Annotated in this window: 16 protein-coding genes; 10 read left to right on the plus strand and 6 right to left on the minus strand. The window is 68.1% G+C overall.

Annotated features, from left to right (window positions below):
- Positions 1 to 12 precede the first annotated feature (12 nt).
- From CVA01_RS12370 to CVA01_RS12380, 3 genes are read left to right on the plus strand one after another with little or no spacing between them, the layout of a single operon-like run.
- On the plus strand, positions 13 to 468 hold the full coding sequence (locus CVA01_RS12370; protein ID WP_373862683.1) for a helix-turn-helix transcriptional regulator: 456 nt from the start codon (positions 13 to 15) through the stop codon (positions 466 to 468).
- Positions 469 to 478: 10 nt separating this feature from the next.
- Complete coding sequence (locus CVA01_RS12375) at positions 479 to 919, plus strand: VOC family protein (RefSeq protein ID WP_073883816.1); 441 nt, start codon at positions 479 to 481, stop codon at positions 917 to 919.
- A gap of 4 nt (positions 920 to 923) precedes the next feature.
- The gene (locus CVA01_RS12380; protein ID WP_141331119.1) at positions 924 to 1,352 is read left to right on the plus strand and encodes a hypothetical protein; all 429 of its coding nucleotides are present in this window, start codon (positions 924 to 926) and stop codon (positions 1,350 to 1,352) included.
- 6 nt (positions 1,353 to 1,358) lie between these two features.
- Here the strand turns inward: CVA01_RS12380 and CVA01_RS12385 are convergent, their stop codons facing one another.
- Positions 1,359 to 3,527 (minus strand): ABC1 kinase family protein, encoded by a 2,169-nt coding sequence (locus tag CVA01_RS12385; protein WP_244938299.1) that lies wholly within the window; start codon positions 3,525 to 3,527, stop codon positions 1,359 to 1,361.
- Between the two features lie 78 nt (positions 3,528 to 3,605).
- On the opposite strand from CVA01_RS12385, the gene CVA01_RS12390 reads away from it, so the two are divergent.
- From CVA01_RS12390 to CVA01_RS12415, 6 genes are all read left to right on the plus strand, one after another.
- Entirely contained in the window at positions 3,606 to 4,961 is a 1,356-nt protein-coding gene (locus tag CVA01_RS12390) for an LLM class flavin-dependent oxidoreductase (RefSeq protein ID WP_141331121.1), read from the plus strand.
- Positions 4,962 to 4,998: 37 nt separating this feature from the next.
- Entirely contained in the window at positions 4,999 to 6,141 is a 1,143-nt protein-coding gene (locus CVA01_RS12395) for a methyltransferase (protein WP_141331123.1), read from the plus strand.
- 175 nt (positions 6,142 to 6,316) lie between these two features.
- Positions 6,317 to 7,414 (plus strand): glycerophosphodiester phosphodiesterase family protein, encoded by a 1,098-nt coding sequence (locus CVA01_RS12400; protein WP_141331125.1) that lies wholly within the window; start codon positions 6,317 to 6,319, stop codon positions 7,412 to 7,414.
- 312 nt (positions 7,415 to 7,726) lie between these two features.
- A complete protein-coding gene (locus tag CVA01_RS12405; protein ID WP_244938300.1) occupies positions 7,727 to 8,542 on the plus strand; it encodes an esterase/lipase family protein in 816 nt (271 codons plus the stop codon).
- 318 nt (positions 8,543 to 8,860) lie between these two features.
- Positions 8,861 to 9,601, plus strand: a complete 741-nt coding sequence (locus CVA01_RS12410) for an ABC transporter substrate-binding protein (RefSeq protein ID WP_170209784.1) — start codon at positions 8,861 to 8,863, stop codon at positions 9,599 to 9,601.
- 133 nt (positions 9,602 to 9,734) lie between these two features.
- Complete coding sequence (locus tag CVA01_RS12415) at positions 9,735 to 10,508, plus strand: SDR family oxidoreductase (protein WP_141331131.1); 774 nt, start codon at positions 9,735 to 9,737, stop codon at positions 10,506 to 10,508.
- Positions 10,509 to 10,623: 115 nt separating this feature from the next.
- On the opposite strand, the gene CVA01_RS12420 is transcribed toward CVA01_RS12415, so the two are convergent.
- From CVA01_RS12420 to CVA01_RS12430, 3 genes are all read right to left on the minus strand, one after another.
- Entirely contained in the window at positions 10,624 to 12,429 is a 1,806-nt protein-coding gene (locus CVA01_RS12420) for a BCCT family transporter (RefSeq protein ID WP_141331133.1), read from the minus strand.
- Between the two features lie 285 nt (positions 12,430 to 12,714).
- The gene (locus CVA01_RS12425) at positions 12,715 to 13,596 is read right to left on the minus strand and encodes an NmrA family NAD(P)-binding protein (RefSeq protein WP_141331135.1); all 882 of its coding nucleotides are present in this window, start codon (positions 13,594 to 13,596) and stop codon (positions 12,715 to 12,717) included.
- A gap of 12 nt (positions 13,597 to 13,608) precedes the next feature.
- On the minus strand, positions 13,609 to 14,184 hold the full coding sequence (locus CVA01_RS12430; protein ID WP_014008577.1) for a TetR/AcrR family transcriptional regulator: 576 nt from the start codon (positions 14,182 to 14,184) through the stop codon (positions 13,609 to 13,611).
- Between the two features lie 79 nt (positions 14,185 to 14,263).
- On the opposite strand from CVA01_RS12430, the gene CVA01_RS12435 reads away from it, so the two are divergent.
- Positions 14,264 to 15,340, plus strand: coding sequence for an LLM class flavin-dependent oxidoreductase (locus tag CVA01_RS12435; RefSeq protein WP_141331137.1), 1,077 nt, complete (start codon positions 14,264 to 14,266; stop codon positions 15,338 to 15,340).
- Position 15,341: 1 nt separating this feature from the next.
- Here CVA01_RS12435 and CVA01_RS12440 read toward each other — a convergent pair whose 3' ends face one another.
- Both CVA01_RS12440 and CVA01_RS12445 read right to left on the minus strand, forming a co-directional pair.
- A complete protein-coding gene (locus CVA01_RS12440; RefSeq protein WP_141331139.1) occupies positions 15,342 to 16,430 on the minus strand; it encodes a fatty acyl-AMP ligase in 1,089 nt (362 codons plus the stop codon).
- A 20-nt stretch (positions 16,431 to 16,450) separates the two neighbouring features.
- The gene (locus CVA01_RS12445) at positions 16,451 to 18,163 is read right to left on the minus strand and encodes an MFS transporter (protein WP_141331141.1); all 1,713 of its coding nucleotides are present in this window, start codon (positions 18,161 to 18,163) and stop codon (positions 16,451 to 16,453) included.
- Between the last annotated feature and the right edge of the window lie 108 nt (positions 18,164 to 18,271).

The raw sequence follows: 18,271 nt of genomic DNA on the forward strand, positions 1-18,271 counted from the left end.
CACAATGGTCAGGTGACCGGACGACCTGACCTGCAGACACTCGTGCTCCTGCGGCGTGTCCGCGACCGCATGGACCTCGAGTACGACCGACCGCTCGACGTCACCTCCCTGGCGCGGGCGGTCCACCTGTCTCCGGGGCATTTCAGCCGCCAGTTCAAGGCCGCCTACCGGGAGACCCCGTACCAGTACCTCATGACCAGGCGTATCGAACGCGCGATGACGCTGCTGCGCACCACGGACATGAGCGTCACCGAGGTATGCTTCACCGTCGGCTGCGGCTCACTCGGCACCTTCAGCACCCGCTTCTCCGAGCTCGTCGGCGTGCCACCGAGCATGTACCGCGCACAGGGCGCGGACGTGGTTCCGGGGATGCTGCCGTGCATCGCCCGGCAGATCACCAGACCCCGCCGGGAGCGCCCCACCGCACCGGTCAGGAATCGAGAAGCGGGCACATCGGGGGCACCGTAGTCTCAGCGGTATGAGCGATCCACGTACCGGTCTCAGCATCCACACCAGCTTCCTGCCCCACCTCGACCCCGAGGCGTCCCTCGCGTTCTACCGCGACGTGCTCGGTTTCGAGGTCCGCCTCGACGTCGGCTACGAGGCCATACGGTGGATCACCGTCGGCCCCGTCGGTCAGCCGGACACCGCCATTGTGCTGCACCCCGTGGGTGTCGGATCCGACCTCTCTGACGAGGAGACCGCACTGCTCACCGATCTTGTCGCCAAGGGCACCTACTTCGGCGTCAACCTCGCCACCGCCGACCTGGACGCCACCTTCGACGCACTTGTCGCCGCCGGTGCCGACATCGTCCAGGAACCGGTCAACCAGGACTACGGACTGAGGGACGCCGCCGTCCGCGACCCCGCCGGAAACCTCCTGCGCATCCAGGAGACCCCGACCCAGGAAGGGAAGTAGCACCATGTCCGGATTCAGCGATGAAGAACGCGCTGCCATGGCCCAGCGCGCCGAGGAGATCCGCTCCACCAAGGGGCTCAAGGGGGCGGCGAAGACCGCCCGGGAGTTCGAGGCCTGCGTCGCCGCGATCAACGCCCTCGAAGGGAAGGACGCGGCCGTCGCGGCCCTGCTTCATCGCGTCGTCACCGAGGAGGCACCGCAGCTCGCCCCGAAGACCTGGTACGGCTTCCCCTCCTACGCCCTCGACGGCAAGGTCATCGTCTTCTACCAGCCGGCCTCGAAATTCGAGGTGCGCTTCGGCACCGTCGGATTCTCGGAGGACGCCACCCTCGACGACGGCCCCATGTGGGCCACCAGTTTCGCCGTGGTCGAGGTGACCCCGGCAGTGGAGGAGCGGCTGCGGGTCCTCGTGCGGAACTCTGTGGGAGGCTGAGCCGGATCAGGGCCGTTCCCGGCCCCGCCCACCCCGCCCGCGGAACAGCACCATCGCCACGGTGCGCAGTGACATGAGGAAGCCGCAGAACAGCACCACGTACCCCATCGCCGCATGCCAGGTCAGCTCGTCGACGAGGACGGGCCCGCCGTCACCGAAGGCGATGAGCATCACCCCGCCGAGGATGCAGAACCCCGCCACCATCGCCACCGTCACCTGCTGCAGCAGTCCGGTGAGGAAGGCCCGGTCACCGGGGTTGCGGAACATCCGCATACTCACCGACATGCGGCCGTCCTGCAGGTCACCGACGATCCCCGAGACCTGGCGCGGCAGGTCCCGCAGCAGCGGCAGGGACTCCATGAGGACGCTCTCCGCGGCGTCCTTCAGGCCCTCCGGACGGAACCGGTCGCGCACCAGGTCCGATCCTTCACGCCGTGCGGTCTCCACCAGGGGGTAGTCGGGGTCGAGGACGCGCAACGTGCCCTCCAGCTCGGCGAGACTGCGCAGGGCCACGGCGACCGTCTCCGGAACGACCAGCCTGTAGTCATTGAAGAGGCGGGTCAGCCGGCTGAACAGTGCGGATCCCTCGCCGTACTCGATCCCGCCGCCGTAGCGGGCCAGCAGCGCACTGACGGACCGCTGCAGGGCACGGACGTCCAGCTCCTCCGGACGGTCCATGAGGCCCAGCAGTGCATCGGTGAGGACCCTGGCATCCCCCAGATCGATGGCGGCGAAGACGGACGCCAATGCGGCGCGGTCCGTGGAGTCCAGGTGGCCCACCGCACCGAAGTCGAGCATGCCCAGCCCGGTCTCCCGCGTGATGACCGTCTCCTCGTCCGAGCCGGCGCTGACGTGCACCCGGCCGAGGCTGTGCTCATGCTCCGAGGAGGACGCCGACCGCACCGTCACATCGTGCATCACCAGCACATTGCCCGGGTGAGGGTCGGCCTGGAAGATGCCGTACTCCATCATCTGCCGCAGCGAGGCGCCCATGAGCAGGTCACCGAGCTCCCGGCGCAGTTCCGGGGTCATCGCCGCGATCTCCCCGTCCGGCCCGGTCGCCGAGCCCAGGGGAGTACCCACCAGCTCGTCCATCACCAGCAGTCGCTGCGAGGAGTACCGGTCGTAGACCTTCGGCATGACCATGCCCGTCGCCGCGAGCGGCTCCGCCATCTGACGCATGTTCATCGCCTCGGTGCGGTAGTCCAGCTCCTCGGCCAGCGTCGTGGTGAAGGAGGACGCCAGCTGCTTCAGCCGCATCTCCCGGGCCCACTGCGCGGAATTCTCCAGCCGGGTGCAGACCCGCAGCACGATGTCGGTGTCCCGCATGACCTCCTCGACCACACCCGGACGCTGCACCTTGAGCACCACCGCTGTCCCGTCCTCGAGCCGCGCCCGGTGCACCTGCGCCACCGACGCCGCCGCCATCGGCTCATGCTCCACCGAGGCGAAGACCTCCTCCGGATCCGCGCCGAGAGCCTCGGTGAGCGCCTCGCGGATCTCCGGCCAGGGTGCCGGGGATGCCGAGGTCTGCAGCCGGGACAGTTCGTGGACGAATTCCGGCGGCAGGGTGTTCTCCCGGGTCGACAGGTTCTGGCCGAGCTTCACGAAGGTCGTCCCGCACTCCTCAAGGGCTTCACGGAAGGACTGCGCGATCCGACGGGTCGCGTCGGCGTCCTTCCCGGAGAAGGAAGGACGCCCCGAGGTCAGCCCGTGACGGACGAACACCGCCGTGACCTGCCGGTAGCGCCGGTTGCGGCCGCGGGCGTCGCGCAGGCCGCTGAACCAGGACAGCGGGGAGCCGCCTGTCGGTCCGGTCGGGGCGATGAGTTCCAGGACAGTGAGCGCCGCCGCACCGAACCCGAGCATCCACAGCAGCGCGATCCCCCCGAGGATGACCGCCGGGCCGGCGTCCACCCCGGAATCCCAGAACTGGTCGACCGCCAGGTAGACCAGGCCGCCGGTCGCCAGAGAGACCACCAGGGCCACGGCGATCGACCGCGGCCACCCCACCGGTACGCCGAGGACCCGGCGCATCACGGTGGCCAGCAGCCAGGTGACGGCGGCGAGGGCCACGGCCCCGATGATGATCAACAGCGGCACGAGGACCCAGGTCGCCACCGAGGCGGTGCGGGTGCCCTCAGCCGCGGACAGGTACGGTGAAACTGTCGACACGTCAGGAAACATGCCGCCAAGGCTACCGACGTGGAGCAATGTCCCACCCCCGGAATTCACCACCTCGGAAAGGTTCCCATGACCGATAACGGCGAGCCCGACAACCCGGCACAGGTCCACCTCAGCCTCTTCGCCAGTGGCTGCGGTCACCATGCCGCGGCCTGGCGCGCGGCAGACTCCGACGTGGACCGGCTCGGCGAGATCTCCAGGTGGGAGTCCCTGGCACAGACCGCCGAACGCGGCAGGCTCGACGCCGTCTTCTTCCCCGACGGACAGGCGGCCCGCACCGAGGCGCTCACCGCCGGCCCGACCTGGTTCCTCGAGCCGATGACCACCCTCGCGGCGATCTCGCAGGTCACCGAACACATCGGCCTGGTCTCCTCGGTCTCCTCGACGTTCTGGGACCCGTTCCATGCGGCGCGCTTCATCGCCAGCCTCGACCACATCTCCGGTGGACGCGCCGGGCTGAACATCGTGACCTCCCAGCTGGACGCCGAGGCACGCAACCACGGGATGGACGCCCTGCCGAACCACGCGGTGCGCTACGCCCGCGCCGGGGAGTTCGCCGAGACGCTCAAGGAACTGTGGGGGTCCTGGCCGGCGGAGTCGATCGTCGCCGACCGCTCCGGCCGGTACACCGAGACCTCGCAGCTGAAGAAGATCAACCACGATGACCGGTGGTTCCGGGTCGACGGCCCGCTGAACATCCCCACCCCGCCGCAGAAGCAGCCGGTGATCTTCCAGGCCGGTGTCTCGGAGCCGGGCCGGGACCTCGCCGCGTCCCACGCCGAGGGCGTCTTCACCGTCGCCTGGGACTCCCAGGGCGCCCGCGGTTTCCGGAAGGACGTCCGCGCCCGCACCGCCGCCATGGGGCGCAACCCCGATCATGTGCGCGTCATGCCCGGCCTCGTGACCTACATCGGCTCCACCGAGGAGGAGGCCCGCCGCTACCAGCAGGAACTCAACGAGCTGCTGCCGGTCGAGGCGGCACTGCACGACCTCTCCGCCTTCCTCGGGGTGGACGCCACCTCCTGGGACCCGGACGCCGAGTTCCCCGAACTGCCGCCGGTCAGCGAGTGCGATGCGGCACCTGGTCGCTCTGCCCTGGTCCGCCACATCATCGCGCATACCGGACGCCGCGGCGGATCCAGCAGCGGCCCCGACGACCTGCGCCGGCCGACCGTCCGCGAGCTGCTCGGCTACCTCGCCGCCGGTGGTGGCCATGCGACCCTCGTGGGCACCCCGGAGCAGGCCGCGGACGAGATCATCCGGTGGATCGACTGCGGGGCGGCCGACGGGTTCAACATCATGCCGCCGTCCATGCCGCACGGGCTGGACACCTTCGTCGACCAGGTGGTCCCGGTGCTGCAGGAGCGCGGCCGGTTCCGCCGGGAGTACGAGGGCACGACCCTGCGCGAGAACCTGCTGGGGTAGTCCGGGGCTTCAGCCTGCCCGTGCGACAATCACAGGCATGACCTCCACCTCCGGGCAGACGACCGTCGCCGATGACACGACCACCGCAGACGCCGCCTACGCCCGGCTGCGCCGCGGAACCACACTGCTCTGGCAGGGGGACTTCCACAACGGACGCCAGCTCATCAGGGCCGTCGACCGGCGGCTGACGAAGCAGGCGGCGCGTAAGGGGAAGAAGAAGCAGAGCGCGGGGACCGCGGCAGACCTGTTCCTGCGGCAGCGTGAGGACCGGGCGCGCCGGGCGGAGATCCTCGGCCGCATCGTCGTCGACCTGGCGGAGCGGGACGGTCAATGGCTCCTGGACCTGCACCGCGCCCCGGACGTGGCCGGGGCCTGCGGGCACGCCTACGGTGCCCCTTCGCGGGGGGAGAGCCGGCGGACACCGTTCACCGCACTACAGGGTGTCCTCGGGGCATATCAGTGGCATCTCAACGGTGTGGAGGTACCGGCATTGGGGGAGAAGGTGTACCCCGACTACGGCGTTTTCTCGCCGACGCGCAGCGAGTACGTCGACCTGGTCGATGACGTCGCGGCGGCTTTCCTGCCCTCTCTCAAAGCGGGGGCGAGCGTCCTGGAACTGGGGACCGGAACCGGCGTCCTCGCCGCCGTGCTGGCCAGGAGAGGCGCCGTACGAGTGACGGCGACGGACGTGAACCCGCGTGCGGTGGCGTGTGCGCGGGCGAACCTGGACCGGCTCGGTGTGGGGGAGCGGTGCGAGGTCGTCGAGGCTGACCTGTGGCCGGCGGTGTCGGAGACCACGGAGACCACGGATGCCGCGGATGCCGCGGATGCCGCGGATATTGTCGTCTTCAACCCGCCGTGGCTACCGGGGACGCCGACCTCGGAACTGGAACTCGGGATCTACGACGCCTCCTCCGATGCCCTACGGCGCTTCCTCACTGAAGTCACCGACCACCTCACCGACGGTGGGGAGGGCTGGCTGGTGCTGTCTGACCTGGCGGAGCACCTCGGACTACGTACCAGGGAGCAGCTGGAGACCTGGATCTCCGACGGCGGCCTGCAGGTTCTCGGACGGTCGGACACCACGCCGCGTCATCCGAAGGTGCTGCGGGGGGACGATCCGCTGCATGTCGCCCGGTCCCGCGAGGTCACCTCGCTGTGGCGGCTGGGGCGGATGTAGGGGTGTTCCTGTGCGGGGCGGTGACCGCACTCCGCACCGGGTCCCCGCTTGCGGGTGTCCCCGGAGAACCCCCGACCGTACTGATGCTGACACCTGGATGAACTCTCCGTGTTCACCGTGAACACCAGGTGCACATAGCTGACAGGGAGCGTGGCCGGTCGTTAGCGTTCTCCCCATGACCCTCACCCGACGCCTCGCCGCCACAGTCCTCTCCAGCGCAGTGGCCCTGTCCACCCTCCTCGTCTCAGTTCCCGCAGCCACCGCCGCCGGTGCCCTGTCCGACAGGGCCCCGGGATCCGTCCCCGGATCACCCGGTGGCATCACCGGCAGCCTTCCGGGCATCCCGGGTGCGGACCCCGTCGACAACCTGCCGACCACCTTCGACCTGCAGGCACACCGTGGCGGCCGCGGTGAGCACACCGAGGAGTCCCGGACCGCCTTCGAGACCGCCATCGACCTCGGCGTCACCACCCTCGAGCTCGACATCCACATGACGGAGGACGGTATCCCGCTGGTCTGGCACGATCCGTCGATCCAGGACGACAAGTGCACGGATACCGCGCCGGTCACCGCCGATGACCCGGAGTTCCCCTATGTCGGCAAGGATGTCCACGACCTGACCTGGGACCAGATCCAGACGCTGACCTGCGACAAGGTGCTCGACGATTTCCCGGACGCCGCGCCCGCCAGCGGTAACCGGATCCTGCAGCTCAGCGATGTCTTCGATATCGCGGAGCGTGATCCGCAGGTGTACTTCAACATCGAGACCAAGGTCGAGGCCGAGGAGCCGGAGCGGTCCGCCGCGCCGCAGGAGTATGTGGACGCCATCCTCGATGCCGCGGACGCCGCCGGCACCACCGACCGGATCACCGTGCAGTCCTTCGACTGGTCGACACTGCCGCTGGTCCGCGACCGCGCCCCGCAGGTCCCACTCGCCGCACTGTGGGACAAGAGCACGTGGAGGTCGGACTCGCCGTACCTCGGGCCGGTGGACTACGACGCTGTCGACGGTGACGTCCTCGCCGGGGTGGGGGAGCTGGGTGTGGAAGTCGCGAGTCCCGCCTTCGACACCTCCTCGTCCTGGGTCGGAGGTGACCTCGCGGGGTTCATCGACCGGGCACATGAGGCCGGGGTGCGCGTCCTGCCGTGGACGGTCAACGAGACCGCCGACATGGCGGAGTACATCGACGCCGGAGCCGACGGCATCATCACCGACTACCCGTCGCGGCTCAAGGAGCTCCTCGATGAGCGGGGTATCGCCTACCGCCGTTGATCAGGTGGGGAAGAACACGCTGTAAACAATGATTCACCGCACTGTGAACCACACTATGAGGTGAGTCACTGGTAGCGTGTTCTTATGTTTACTAGGAAAACAAGTGCCGTTGCCGGGGGATTGCTTGCTTCCCTCGGTCTGTTGTTCGCCGCACCCAAGGCAGTTGCCGCGCCGGCTGTGCCTGAGATGCCTGAGATGCCCGCCCCTCCCGAGTATCCGGAGGTGCCCCATCCACACGAGACCACGACCGGGAACGGTCCCGGCGCCGTCGATTTCCGGGACGCCAGTGCACAGGCCCGGAATAACCCACGCATGGCTCCGCCCGGTGCCGACGACTGGGACTGCGTCCCCACGGCGGAGCACCCCGAGCCGGTCGTTCTCGTCCACGGGACATGGGGGAATACCTACAGTGCCTGGTCGGGTCTGGCACCGCAGCTCAAGGAGGACGGCTACTGCGTATTCGCCCCGAACCTCGGCGAAGCGGACATCACCACCAGGGGAGGGGTGCAGTCGCTCGGGCCCGGTGTCTTCGCCACCAAGGACATCGCCCTCACCGCCGGTGACCTCGCCGACTACGTGGACGCCGTCCTCCAGGCCACCGGAACGTCCCAGGTCGGCATGGTCGGCCATTCCCAGGGCGGACTGCTCGCCCGGCAGTACCTGAAGTTCAATGGCGGGGCGGAGAAGGTGGGTAGGCTCGTCACGCTCGGCGCGACGAACCACGGCACTACGTTGAACGGGCTGGGGACGCTCGACCGCACCATCGGTGACCTCGGACTCGATCTCGATCCGGCGCTGGACTACGTCATCGGCGAGGCAGGCATACAGCAGGTCTACGATTCCCCGTTGCTCACCGAGCTGAACGCGGACGGGGATACGGTGCCCGGCGTCAACTACATCGCCATCGGCTCCCGCTACGACACGACCACCACCCCCTACGAGAGCACCTTCCTCACCGCCGGCCCCGGGGCGACGGTGGAGAATATCGTGCTGCAGGACGGCTGCGAACGGGACATGTCGGGCCATGACATGACCTACTCGCCACGGGTGATCGACCTGGTGCGCAACGCCCTGTCCCCCGGGTCGGTGGAGCAGGTCCGGTGTGAACCGGTGGCGCCGTCTACATGACCTTTGCCTTGCCTCATGTCGTGTTTGTAGTCTGAATGACATCGCACACGACCTGAGGAGATCCCTTGTCCCTGACCGTGCGCCGCCCGTCCCGGAGCGTGGCAGCTGCGGTTCTCGCAGCCGTCACAGGGCTCACGCTCACCGCCTGCTCGTCGGATGACGACGACACCGGCAGTTCCTCGTCGTCAGAAGAGGTGGCAGACGGGACTGCAGTGGACTCGGCGTCCTACCCGCTCACCTTCGGGACCGCGTGGGGGAGTCCACCCTGGAGGAGAAGCCGACCCGCATTGCCGCAGTCGGGTGAAGGACGCGGACATCATGGCTTCACTCGGCGAGGTCCCGGTGATCATGTGGGAGAACATGCTCAAGCAGGAGGTCTGGACCGTCGACGCCTTCGACGGTCAAGAACCGGAGAACACCTCCGCCTCCGCCGAAGACGGCTCCATCGACCTGGAGAGTGTCGCCGCTGCGGAGCCGGATCTCATCCTCGCCAGCCAGATGGACCTCGGGGACCAGTACGACGACCTCTCGAAGATCGCCCCGGTCACCGGTGACACCGCTCAGGTGGCTGCCGACGTGAAGGCCGAGCATCCCGAGTTCGAGGGGAAGAGCATCTCGATGCTCAACTACTTCGGGCTGGACACCATCCGCTACCTCGACCCGGACGATTCGGATGCTGCCGACCTGATGGAGTCCATCGGGCTCACGACTATCGCGGAGTCCTCGAGTTTCGGCAGCGACGACATCTCCGCCGAGCGCCTCGACGACACCGCCGCCGATGTCATGGGCATCATGGACAACTCGAACGGCAGGATCGACGATCTGACGGACAACCCGACCTTCCAGGCGATCCCGGGAGTGAAGGAGGGGCGGGTCCTGATCCTCCACAACAAGGCCTTCGAATCCGGGAAGGCCGGGTACACGGTGAACGATGACACCGAGGAGCAGGAAGGCAATCTCCCCTGGGCCATCGCCTACCCCGGACCGCTGTCCACCCAGTGGGCGCTCGAGACCCTCGCGCCACTGCTGGCGGATGCCATCGGCGGCGACGAGGGATAGTGCGTTTCACGTGAAACCGCTCGCCCCGGAAGCTCCGGGGTCACCGCGGGGGATGAGCTGAGGCCAACTTTTCTTCTGGAAATATGCCCGAACCGTGGACGCTGCCGTCCGGGCGCCGGTAGTTTTGTTCCCCATGGGTAATAAGAGCATTTTCATCTCCGGCGGTGCTGCGGGCATCGGCCGTGAAGTCGCACTCAAGTTCCACAACGCCGGTTGGACCGTCGGCGCCTACGACATCGACGAGGAGGGCCTCGGCAAGCTCGCCGCCGAGGCTCCCGGCATCATCACCGGCAAGCTTGACGTCACCGATTTCACCAACTGGGAGGAGGCTCTGGCCGACTTCACCTCCCACACCAACGGCAAACTGGACGTCCTCGACAACAACGCCGGCATCATCGGTGACCTCGACATCGCCGAGCAGCCGGCCGGCCTGATCGCCAAGCAGATCGAGGTCAACTGCACCGGCATCACCCTCGGTGCCAAGGCCGCGTACCCCTACCTCAAGGCCACCAAGGGTGCGCACATGCTGTCCATGGGTTCTGCCTCCGGTATCTACGGGCAGCCGCACATCACCCCCTACTCCGCGTCCAAGTTCTACGTCCACGGTTTCACCCAGGCCATGAGCCTGGAGTGGCGCAAGGACGACATCCGCGTCGTCAGCATCATGCCGCTGTGGGCCAAGACCAGGCTGGCCGCTGTGGAGGCCAAGTCCACCAAACGTCTCGGCGTCCGGATCGAACCCAGCGACGTCGCGAACTCCGTCTGGAAGGCCGTCCACCCGAAGAACTTCATCGAGCGTCAGCGTCAGGACTACTCTGTGTCCTTCCCGGACCTTCCCCTCCGCTGGTCCGCCCGCTTTGCTCCGGCTCCGGTCGTCCGCCAGGTCAACAAGATCATCGCCGGCTAGATAAGTACCGGGGTATGGTCGCGCAGTTGTGCAGCCACCCCGAGAACGACACACCCCGTGTCGCCGCAGGATCACTGCAGCGACACGGGGTGTGCTGTATCCGGGGGAGTACCTACTACCCGTCGGCGTCCTTCTCTTTGGCGTCCTTTTCCGCTGCCTCCGCTGCCTCTGCTGCGGCGCGGTTCTCCTGGGTCCGCGAGTACGCGGCCCACGGGTCCGGAGTAGCGGCAGCCTCCTCCTCACGCTGCTTCCGCGCCTCCTCCGGATCTTCGGAGGTGGCGTCGGTGTACCAGTCGGTCAGCTCCGGATCCTCGCTGTCGAAGTGCGCGCCGGCGCCTTCCTCAGCAGGGACGGGGTCCACCCCGAACACGAAGTCGTCACCGTGCTCGTCGATTCCCTTGGCGACGCCCTTGTAGACCGCCGAACGGGCGTACCGGCGACGGATCGTCGCAGGGTCATTGGACAGGTCCTTCCACCAGGAGACCATCATGCCGATGATGATCAGGGCGAACGGAACGGAACAGGAGACCATGATCGACTGCAGTCCGGACAGTGCATTGCGTCCGCCGGCGAGCAGCAGGAAGATCGCGATGAGGCCGAGGGCCGCGCCCCAGATGATCGTCACCGGCTTCGAGGGGAACGCGCGTCCCGACTGAGACATCGACCCCATCACCACCGTTGCCGAGTCGGCTGCCGTGACGAAGAAGATCACCACGGCGATGAGCACCACGATGGACGTCACCCCGGTGAAAGGGAGGTTGTCCATGGTATCGAACATGACGTTCTCTCCGGACTCCTTGATCTCCAGGCCCAGACCGTCCAGGTTCATCCTGATGGACGTGCCTCCGAAGATCACGAACCAGGCGATGGAGATCGCAGACGGGACGAGCACGACAACCGTGGCGAACTCACGGATCGTCCGGCCGCGGGAGATCTTCGTGATGAACATGCCCACGAACGGGGACCACGAGATCCACCAGGCCCACAGCAGGGTGGTCCACGAGGTGAGGAACTCCTCTTCCACCTTGCCCTCGCTCGCACTGACCTGGAACATGGCCAGGAGATTCTCGGCGAGGTTGTAAACCGTCGACGGAAGCAGGTCGAGCAGGAACACGGTCGACCCGGTGACCAGCACGAACAGCCCCAGTGCAATGACCAGTCCCATGTTGATGTTGCTCAGCAGGGCGATACCCCGCTTCACACCGGACACCGCGGAGATGATGAAGACGACGGTGAGAACCGACATGGCCACCACGACGAACCCGTTGCCCTCCAGTGGCTTGCCGGTGAGGATCGAGGTACCGGTCCGGATCTGGAGTGCGCCGATACCCAGCGAGGTCGCGGTACCGAACAGGGTCACCAGCACAGCGGCGACATCGATGATCTTGCCGAGAACGCGGTTCGAGCCGTCCGGGAAGATCGGCTCGAAGACCGCGGAGATCAGCGGGACGCGGCCGCGTCGGTGGGTGGTGTACGCCAGTGAGCCACCGACCATGGCGTAGATGCCCCAGGCGAAGCTCGCCTGGTGCAGGACCGCCTGGGAGAGTGCCGACCGGACAGCCTCCATGGTGCCGCTTTCGGCGTCCGTCGTCGGCGGCGGATTGAGGAAGTGCTGCAGCGGTTCCATCGGGTCGTAGAAGATCGGGCCGATGCCCAGGCCGGCGGCGAAGAGCATGGAAATCCACGTCACAGTGGAGAAGTCCGGCTCGGCGTCATCCGGGCCGAGTTTGATGCGTCCGGTCGACCGGCAGGCGATGACGATCATGAACACCGCGCAGGCGACGGTGATCGCCCCGTACATCCACCCCAGGTTGCGGACCACCCAGGACTGCATGGTGGAGCCGACCTCGGCGATACTGTCCGGCGCGACCGCTGCCCAGACGATGAAGCACAGGGCGACCGTCAACGCGGTGGCGAACACTCCGATCCGGGTCGGGAGCTTCGTGTTCGTGTTCTCGACACTGATGCCGGGGTCCAGGGCCGGGTGGATGGACTGCTCACCGCTGGCGGCCTTCTTCAGGACGGTACTCAGTCGACCGGACGGTCACCTGGGCTGTTCGCCCGGACTGGTTCTCTTCTCGGATGCGGGTGGCATCTGAACACTCTCCTCACGTCGGTGTGTCACGTCAGTGAACAACGTTACGTCAGGCCTGACCACCGGAAAGGCCTGGACACAAAGGTGAGGAGGTGTCAGTTTCGGAGTCGGCTACTCCGCGCCGGCGAGGGCGGCCCGGATGCCCTCGGCGAAGGTGGTCGGCTCGTGGCCGATGAGCTCGGCGAGTGCAGGGCTCTCGATGTCCAGGCCGCCGGTGGCGATGCCGTCGGCCAGCCCGGCGAGGAACCCGATGGTGCCCTCGTCAAGGCCCGCGACCTCAAGTCCGGCACGGTACCGCTCGGCCGGAAGATCCTGGTAGACGACTTCGCGGCCGACGGCCTCACCGAGGGCCGCGGCGATCTCCGGGTAGGTCAGTGCCTTACCGGAGAGCTCGAAGGTCTGCCCGGCGTAGGTCGGCGTCCCGTCCTCCTCGGAAGCCAGCAGGACGACAGCGGCGGCGTCCGCGTAATCCTCGCGGGTCGCGGCGGCCACGCGTCCGGCGCCTGCCGCACCGAGCAGGACGCCGGTCTCCTTCACCTGGGCGGCGTTGGGCAGATAGTTCTCGATGTACCAGACATTGCGCAGGACGGTGAAGGGCACACCGGAGGCGTGGATGGCCTCCTCGGTGGCCTTGTGCTCCGGGGCGAGCATGAAGTCCGTGGTCAGGGCCTCACCGCAGCTGGTGTAGGCCAGCAGCTGCACGCCGGCGGCCGCGGCGGCGTCCACGACGGCGGTGTGCTGCGGGACGCGGCTGCCGATCTCCGGGCTGGAGATCAGCAGGACGCGGTCGATGCCCTCGAGAGCGGCGGGGATGGAGGCGGGCTTGTCGTAGTCGAGGTTCCGGACCTGCACGCCCTTCTCCGCCAGGTCGGCGGCCTTGGCGGGGGTGCGGACACCGGCGACGATGTCGGAGGCGTCTGCTCCACGGGCGATGAGGCGGTCGATGACGAGGCGGCCGAGGTGGCCGGTGGCGGCGGTGACGAGAATGGTCATGGTTACTCCTGGTTACTCCTGGTTGGTTCGGGTGTCGGTTGAGGTGATCCGGTCGAGGCAGGCGCGGGCGGCGGTGACCGGGCAGGGGACAGAGGACGCCGTGTTCAGTGCACCCCAGCGCACCACCCCGGCCAGCAGGCAGGCGACCATGGCGGCGTCCTGCTCCTGTTCACCGGTGGTGCCGGAGTGCCCACTGCACAGTCGCAGCAGCACCAGGTCACGGATCTCGTCCTCCACGGCGTCCATCCGTGCGACATGGGCGGCGAGGAGTTCCGGGCACGAGGTGACGATGCGCATGCGGGCGATGTCCTCGGCGCCGGGCAGGGTGATCATGGCGAGGGCGTCATCGAGCAGGGGGCCGGTGCCGACGAGGAACTCCCTCGTCGCCTTCTCGTCGAGACACGGTGTTCCGTGGTCGAGGAAAGCGTCCTGCTTGGTGGGGAAGTGGTTGAAGAAGGTGCGTTGGCTGACGCCGGCACGCTCACAGATCCGGTCGACGGTGGTCTGCTGGTAACCGTTCTCGGCGGCCAGGTCCAGTGCTGCTGTCCTTATCGCCGCGACGGTGGTTGCTGTCCGTGTTCCTGCCATGGGGACGACAGTAACCCAATTCTGCAGTCACTGTAGAAAGGGATTGCAGTGACTGAAATTCAGGCCTACGGTGGCGACCATGAACAGTGACCGCACCCTTGCCCTGTCCGTCCTCGACCTCGTGCCCGTCCGCACCGGTCAGACCAGTGCCCAGGCCGTCGTCGCGACACTCGAGGTCGCCGCCACCGCCGATAAGCTCGGCTACCGCCGCTACTGGTTCGCCGAGCACCACAACATGCCCGCCGTGGCATCCACCACCCCGCCCGTCCTCGCCGCCGCCGTGGCGGCCAGGACCGAACAGATCCGGGTCGGCTCCGGTGGCGTCATGCTGCCCAACCACTCCACCCTCATCGTCGCCGAACAGTTCGCCGCCCTCGCCGCGATCGCGCCGGGACGTATCGACCTCGGTCTCGGGCGTGCGCCGGGCAGTGACCCGGTGATCAGTCAGCTGCTGCATCAGTCCGGCACCGCGCCCGGGGCGGAGTCTTTCCCGCAGCAGGTCCGAGAGATCATGGCCCTGCTCGACCCGGCCGGTGCCGGCGTCCGCCTGCGTGGTGGCGAGGGCTACGCCGTTCGCTCTACCCCGGTCGCCGTGGCTGGGGAGATCCCGCAAGTCTGGTTGCTCGGCTCCTCCGACTTCTCCGCGAAGCTCGCCGCCGAGCTCGGCCTGCCCTACGTCTTCGCCAACCACTTCGGCGGCCCCGGGCTGTCTGACGCCTTGGCGACCTACCGCGACACCTACCAGCCTTCCGAGGCGTTCCCCGAGCCCCGGACCATTCTCACGGTCAACGCGTCGGTCGCCCCGACCGCGGAGGAGGCGGCCGAGCGGATGCTCCCGCAGCGTCGGACCATGGCGCGGCTGCGCACCGGCCTGCCGATGACCGCCCAGGAGACGGTCGAGGAGGCGCAGACGACGCCGCTGCCCGGACCGGCGGAGAGCTACGCCTCGAAGACCGGCAGCACCGATCCCGACCGGCTGAAGGAGGTCGTCGACACCCCGGACAACGCCCTGGAGCAGTTGACCGCCTTCGCCGGACGCTACGGGGTCGACGAGGTCATGATCGCCCCGGTCGCCGGGGCCTACGACGGCGAACCGATCGACCGCGCGCCGGGTGCCGAGCAGACTGTCCGGCTGCTCGGGGAGGCGCTGGGATAGATCACCGCAGCCAGTAAGTGACGTCCGGTCCCCAGCCGGCGATGACGGAGGCGGCGTCCTGCCCATCGTCGCCGGGGACGGGGATGGAGCGGGTCGCCGCGTTGAGGTAGCCGGCGACGGTGAGGTGCACGGCGTCCCACCTGTCGGCGACCGCGGACCAGTCGGGGATCAGCCACGGGCCGGCGTCCCGGGAGTCCCGACCGGTGACCTCCCACCACTCGCGGCGACGGGACCAGGTGACCTCGAGGGGGAACTCACGGCATAGGGCGGACCAGTCGTCGGCACCGGTGATCTCCCGGATGCGGGCATGCTCCGGCGGGGTGAACCGGGTGGCGCAGAAGGCGTCCTCCCACCGGTCCTCGACGAACAGGGCTCCGACCGGGTCTCCGCCGCCGGTACCGTCCGGCCAAGCCCGGGTGGACGCCGGGACCTCCCACAGTGGTACGGACCACCAGTCACCGCCGGCCGCGGCCGTCACTGACCGCCGACGGTCCAGGAAACCCGAGTCGCGCTGTTCGCTCTCCCTGGTGCGGGTGCACCAGGCGAGGAGGTTCGAGATCTTCTTCTCCGCCGTCATTGCGGGGCACGGGGCGGCGTCCTCCCCCCAGGCCACCGTCCACTGGTCGGCGGGGTCCGGGGCGGACCACCACCAGTCGGTGAGCGGGGACGCCGCGAGGTGTTCCGCCCATGGCGTCAGCGCGGCGCGGACCGCAGGATCAGCGGTGAGGACGTCGGCTCCGTCTGAGGGGCACCAGTACCTGGCGGCGTCGACGGAGGTGCCCAGGGCGTCCCGGAGCTGTCCGGCTGTGGGGTCCGGGAGGGGAATGCGACCGGCCGCGACGGTGAGCAGCCGGGCGACGGTGTCCGGGGTGGCCGGAGCGGAGGCACCGGCGGTGTCTCCGGGGTCGTCGGTGTACCGGACGTACCGGGCGATCCTGTCGCGTTGCGGATCGAGGTCCGCGCTGACCTCATGCACCGCGGAACCCAGGGCGTTGTCTGCCACGTCGCACCCGAACTCCAGCAGCAGGCGGCGTCCGCGGGGGCCGGCAAGCAGGTCAGCAGCGCGGAGTGAGATATCCGGGGCATCCATGACACCAGGGTAGCGGGGCGTCAGGACGCGGTGACGTGTTCCTTGACAGCGGTGGCGTCGACCGGTGTCTCCGCGGCCCCTGCGGCGTAGGACGGGGCCAGATCGTCAATCGTGACTTCGCCGACCGCGGCATCGTGGTCCGAGGCGTCGAGCCCGGCCTCGACCGCGGCGCCCGGCCACCGGTCCCAGGTGGCGTCCCACTCCGTGTAGTCGGTGCGGTCACGGCGACGCAGGTGCAGAGACCGGCGCATCCGCTCCAGCGTGCGGGCCACCCCGGCGGCGTGCTCGGGGGACTCGACCTGCGGGCTGTTGCCCACCAGCGGCTGGCGCGCGGACTCCGGCAGGAAGCGCACGGACACCAGGCCGACGACACCGAAGATGACCAGCCAGATCGCGGGCCACCAGGTACCGAGGATCGGGATCAGGGCGGAGCTGATCATCGGCGTCGTCCCGGCGAAGACCGCGCCCGACAGGTTGTAGCCGATGCCCAGCGCGGCCATGCGGGTGTGGGTCGGGAAGATCGCCGGCAGTGTCGCGGCGACCGGACCGGCGAAGCCGCCGAGGTTCACGGCGAGAACCGCGCAGCCCAGGAAGATCAGCACCATGTTGCCGGACTGCAGCAGGGCGAATACCGGGAAGGAGAAGACCAGCAGGGAGACGGACGCGGCGATGAGCACCGGGCGGCGTCCGATCCGGTCGGACAGGATGCCGATCGGGTGAGCGGTGACCACCGTGATGACGATCGCCACGAGCACCAGCATGTCGGACTCGAAGACCGTGGTGGTGTGTGCCGCGAACTCGGTGAGGTAGGTGTTCATGAACGACGTCAGCGTGTAGCCGAGGACGTTGTACGCGGCGACGATGCCGAGCAGGACCAGCATCTCGCGCTTGTGGTTGCGCAGCAGGAAGACCAGACCGGTCTTCTGGCCCTTGGTGAGGTCCTCCTCGCGGGCCTCCGCGGCGTCCATCGCCTCCTGGAAAGCGGGGGAGTCCTCCAGCTTCAGGCGCAGATACATGCCGACGACGCCGAGGATGCCGGCGCACCAGAACGGCAGACGCCAACCCCAGGCCTCCATCGTGTCGGCGCCGAGTGTCGCATTGAGCAGGGCGACAAGGCCGGCGCCCAGGGCGAAGCCCAGGTAGGAGCCGGCATCGAGGAAGGAACCCCAGTGCCCGCGGCGGTTGTCCGGGGCGTACTCGGCGGTGAAGGTCATCGCGCCGGCGTACTCGCCACCGGCGGAGAAGCCCTGCACGAGGCGGGCGGCGACGAGCATGAGCAGTGCGACCCAGCCGGGCACAAGTCCGACCGGGATCAGACCGATGGACACGGTACCGATCGCCATCATGATCATGGTGGTGGCCAGCACCTTCTGGCGTCCGATACGGTCGCCGAGGGGGCCGAAGAAGATACCGCCGAGGGGGCGGATGAGGATGCTGATGGCGAAGGTGGCGAAGGTGGCGACCAGGGCCAGGGAGTCCGACAGGGTGTCGAAGAAGACGGCGGACATGGTCACCGCGAGGTAGCCGTAGACGCCGTAGTCGAACCACTCCATCATGTTGCCGAGTGAGGCTCCGCCGGCGGCACGTTTCAGCGTCGGGCCGTCGACGACGGTGACCCTGTCGGCGGTGTACGGCCCGGTGAGGGCGGACGCTTCACGGCGGTAGCGGCGCAGTCGGGCGGCACCGACTTTCCGTGAACGTATCGAGGCGAATTTCAAGTTGTTCCGGGGCACATCGGCTCCTCGTGGTCGTCGTCCCGTCGCGGGAGAATACCGACGCGGCGAGCCTGCACGTGAACGTCGTGACACCATGTTCTGTGACTGCACGGTGGCGTCGTCTGC

This window comes from Corynebacterium variabile, assembly GCF_006539825.1.
GTDB classification, from domain to species: Bacteria; Actinomycetota; Actinomycetes; order Mycobacteriales; family Mycobacteriaceae; genus Corynebacterium; species Corynebacterium variabile.

Excerpts from the sequence above, each read along its gene's own strand:
- CVA01_RS12400 (WP_141331125.1), top strand. The coding sequence starts at position 6,317 with ATGACCCTCACCCGACGCCTCGCCGCCACAGTCCTCTCCAGCGCAGTG.
- CVA01_RS12415 (WP_141331131.1), top strand. The coding sequence starts at position 9,735 with ATGGGTAATAAGAGCATTTTCATCTCCGGCGGTGCTGCGGGCATCGGC.
- CVA01_RS12395 (WP_141331123.1), top strand. The coding sequence starts at position 4,999 with ATGACCTCCACCTCCGGGCAGACGACCGTCGCCGATGACACGACCACC.
- CVA01_RS12425 (WP_141331135.1), bottom strand. The coding sequence starts at position 13,596 with ATGACCATTCTCGTCACCGCCGCCACCGGCCACCTCGGCCGCCTCGTC.
- CVA01_RS12390 (WP_141331121.1), top strand. The coding sequence starts at position 3,606 with ATGACCGATAACGGCGAGCCCGACAACCCGGCACAGGTCCACCTCAGC.
- CVA01_RS12435 (WP_141331137.1), top strand. The coding sequence starts at position 14,264 with ATGAACAGTGACCGCACCCTTGCCCTGTCCGTCCTCGACCTCGTGCCC.
- CVA01_RS12430 (WP_014008577.1), bottom strand. The coding sequence starts at position 14,184 with ATGGCAGGAACACGGACAGCAACCACCGTCGCGGCGATAAGGACAGCA.
- CVA01_RS12375 (WP_073883816.1), top strand. The coding sequence starts at position 479 with ATGAGCGATCCACGTACCGGTCTCAGCATCCACACCAGCTTCCTGCCC.
- CVA01_RS12440 (WP_141331139.1), bottom strand. The coding sequence starts at position 16,430 with ATGGATGCCCCGGATATCTCACTCCGCGCTGCTGACCTGCTTGCCGGC.
- CVA01_RS12405 (WP_244938300.1), top strand. The coding sequence starts at position 7,727 with ATGGCTCCGCCCGGTGCCGACGACTGGGACTGCGTCCCCACGGCGGAG.
- CVA01_RS12410 (WP_170209784.1), top strand. The coding sequence starts at position 8,861 with ATGGCTTCACTCGGCGAGGTCCCGGTGATCATGTGGGAGAACATGCTC.
- CVA01_RS12380 (WP_141331119.1), top strand. The coding sequence starts at position 924 with ATGTCCGGATTCAGCGATGAAGAACGCGCTGCCATGGCCCAGCGCGCC.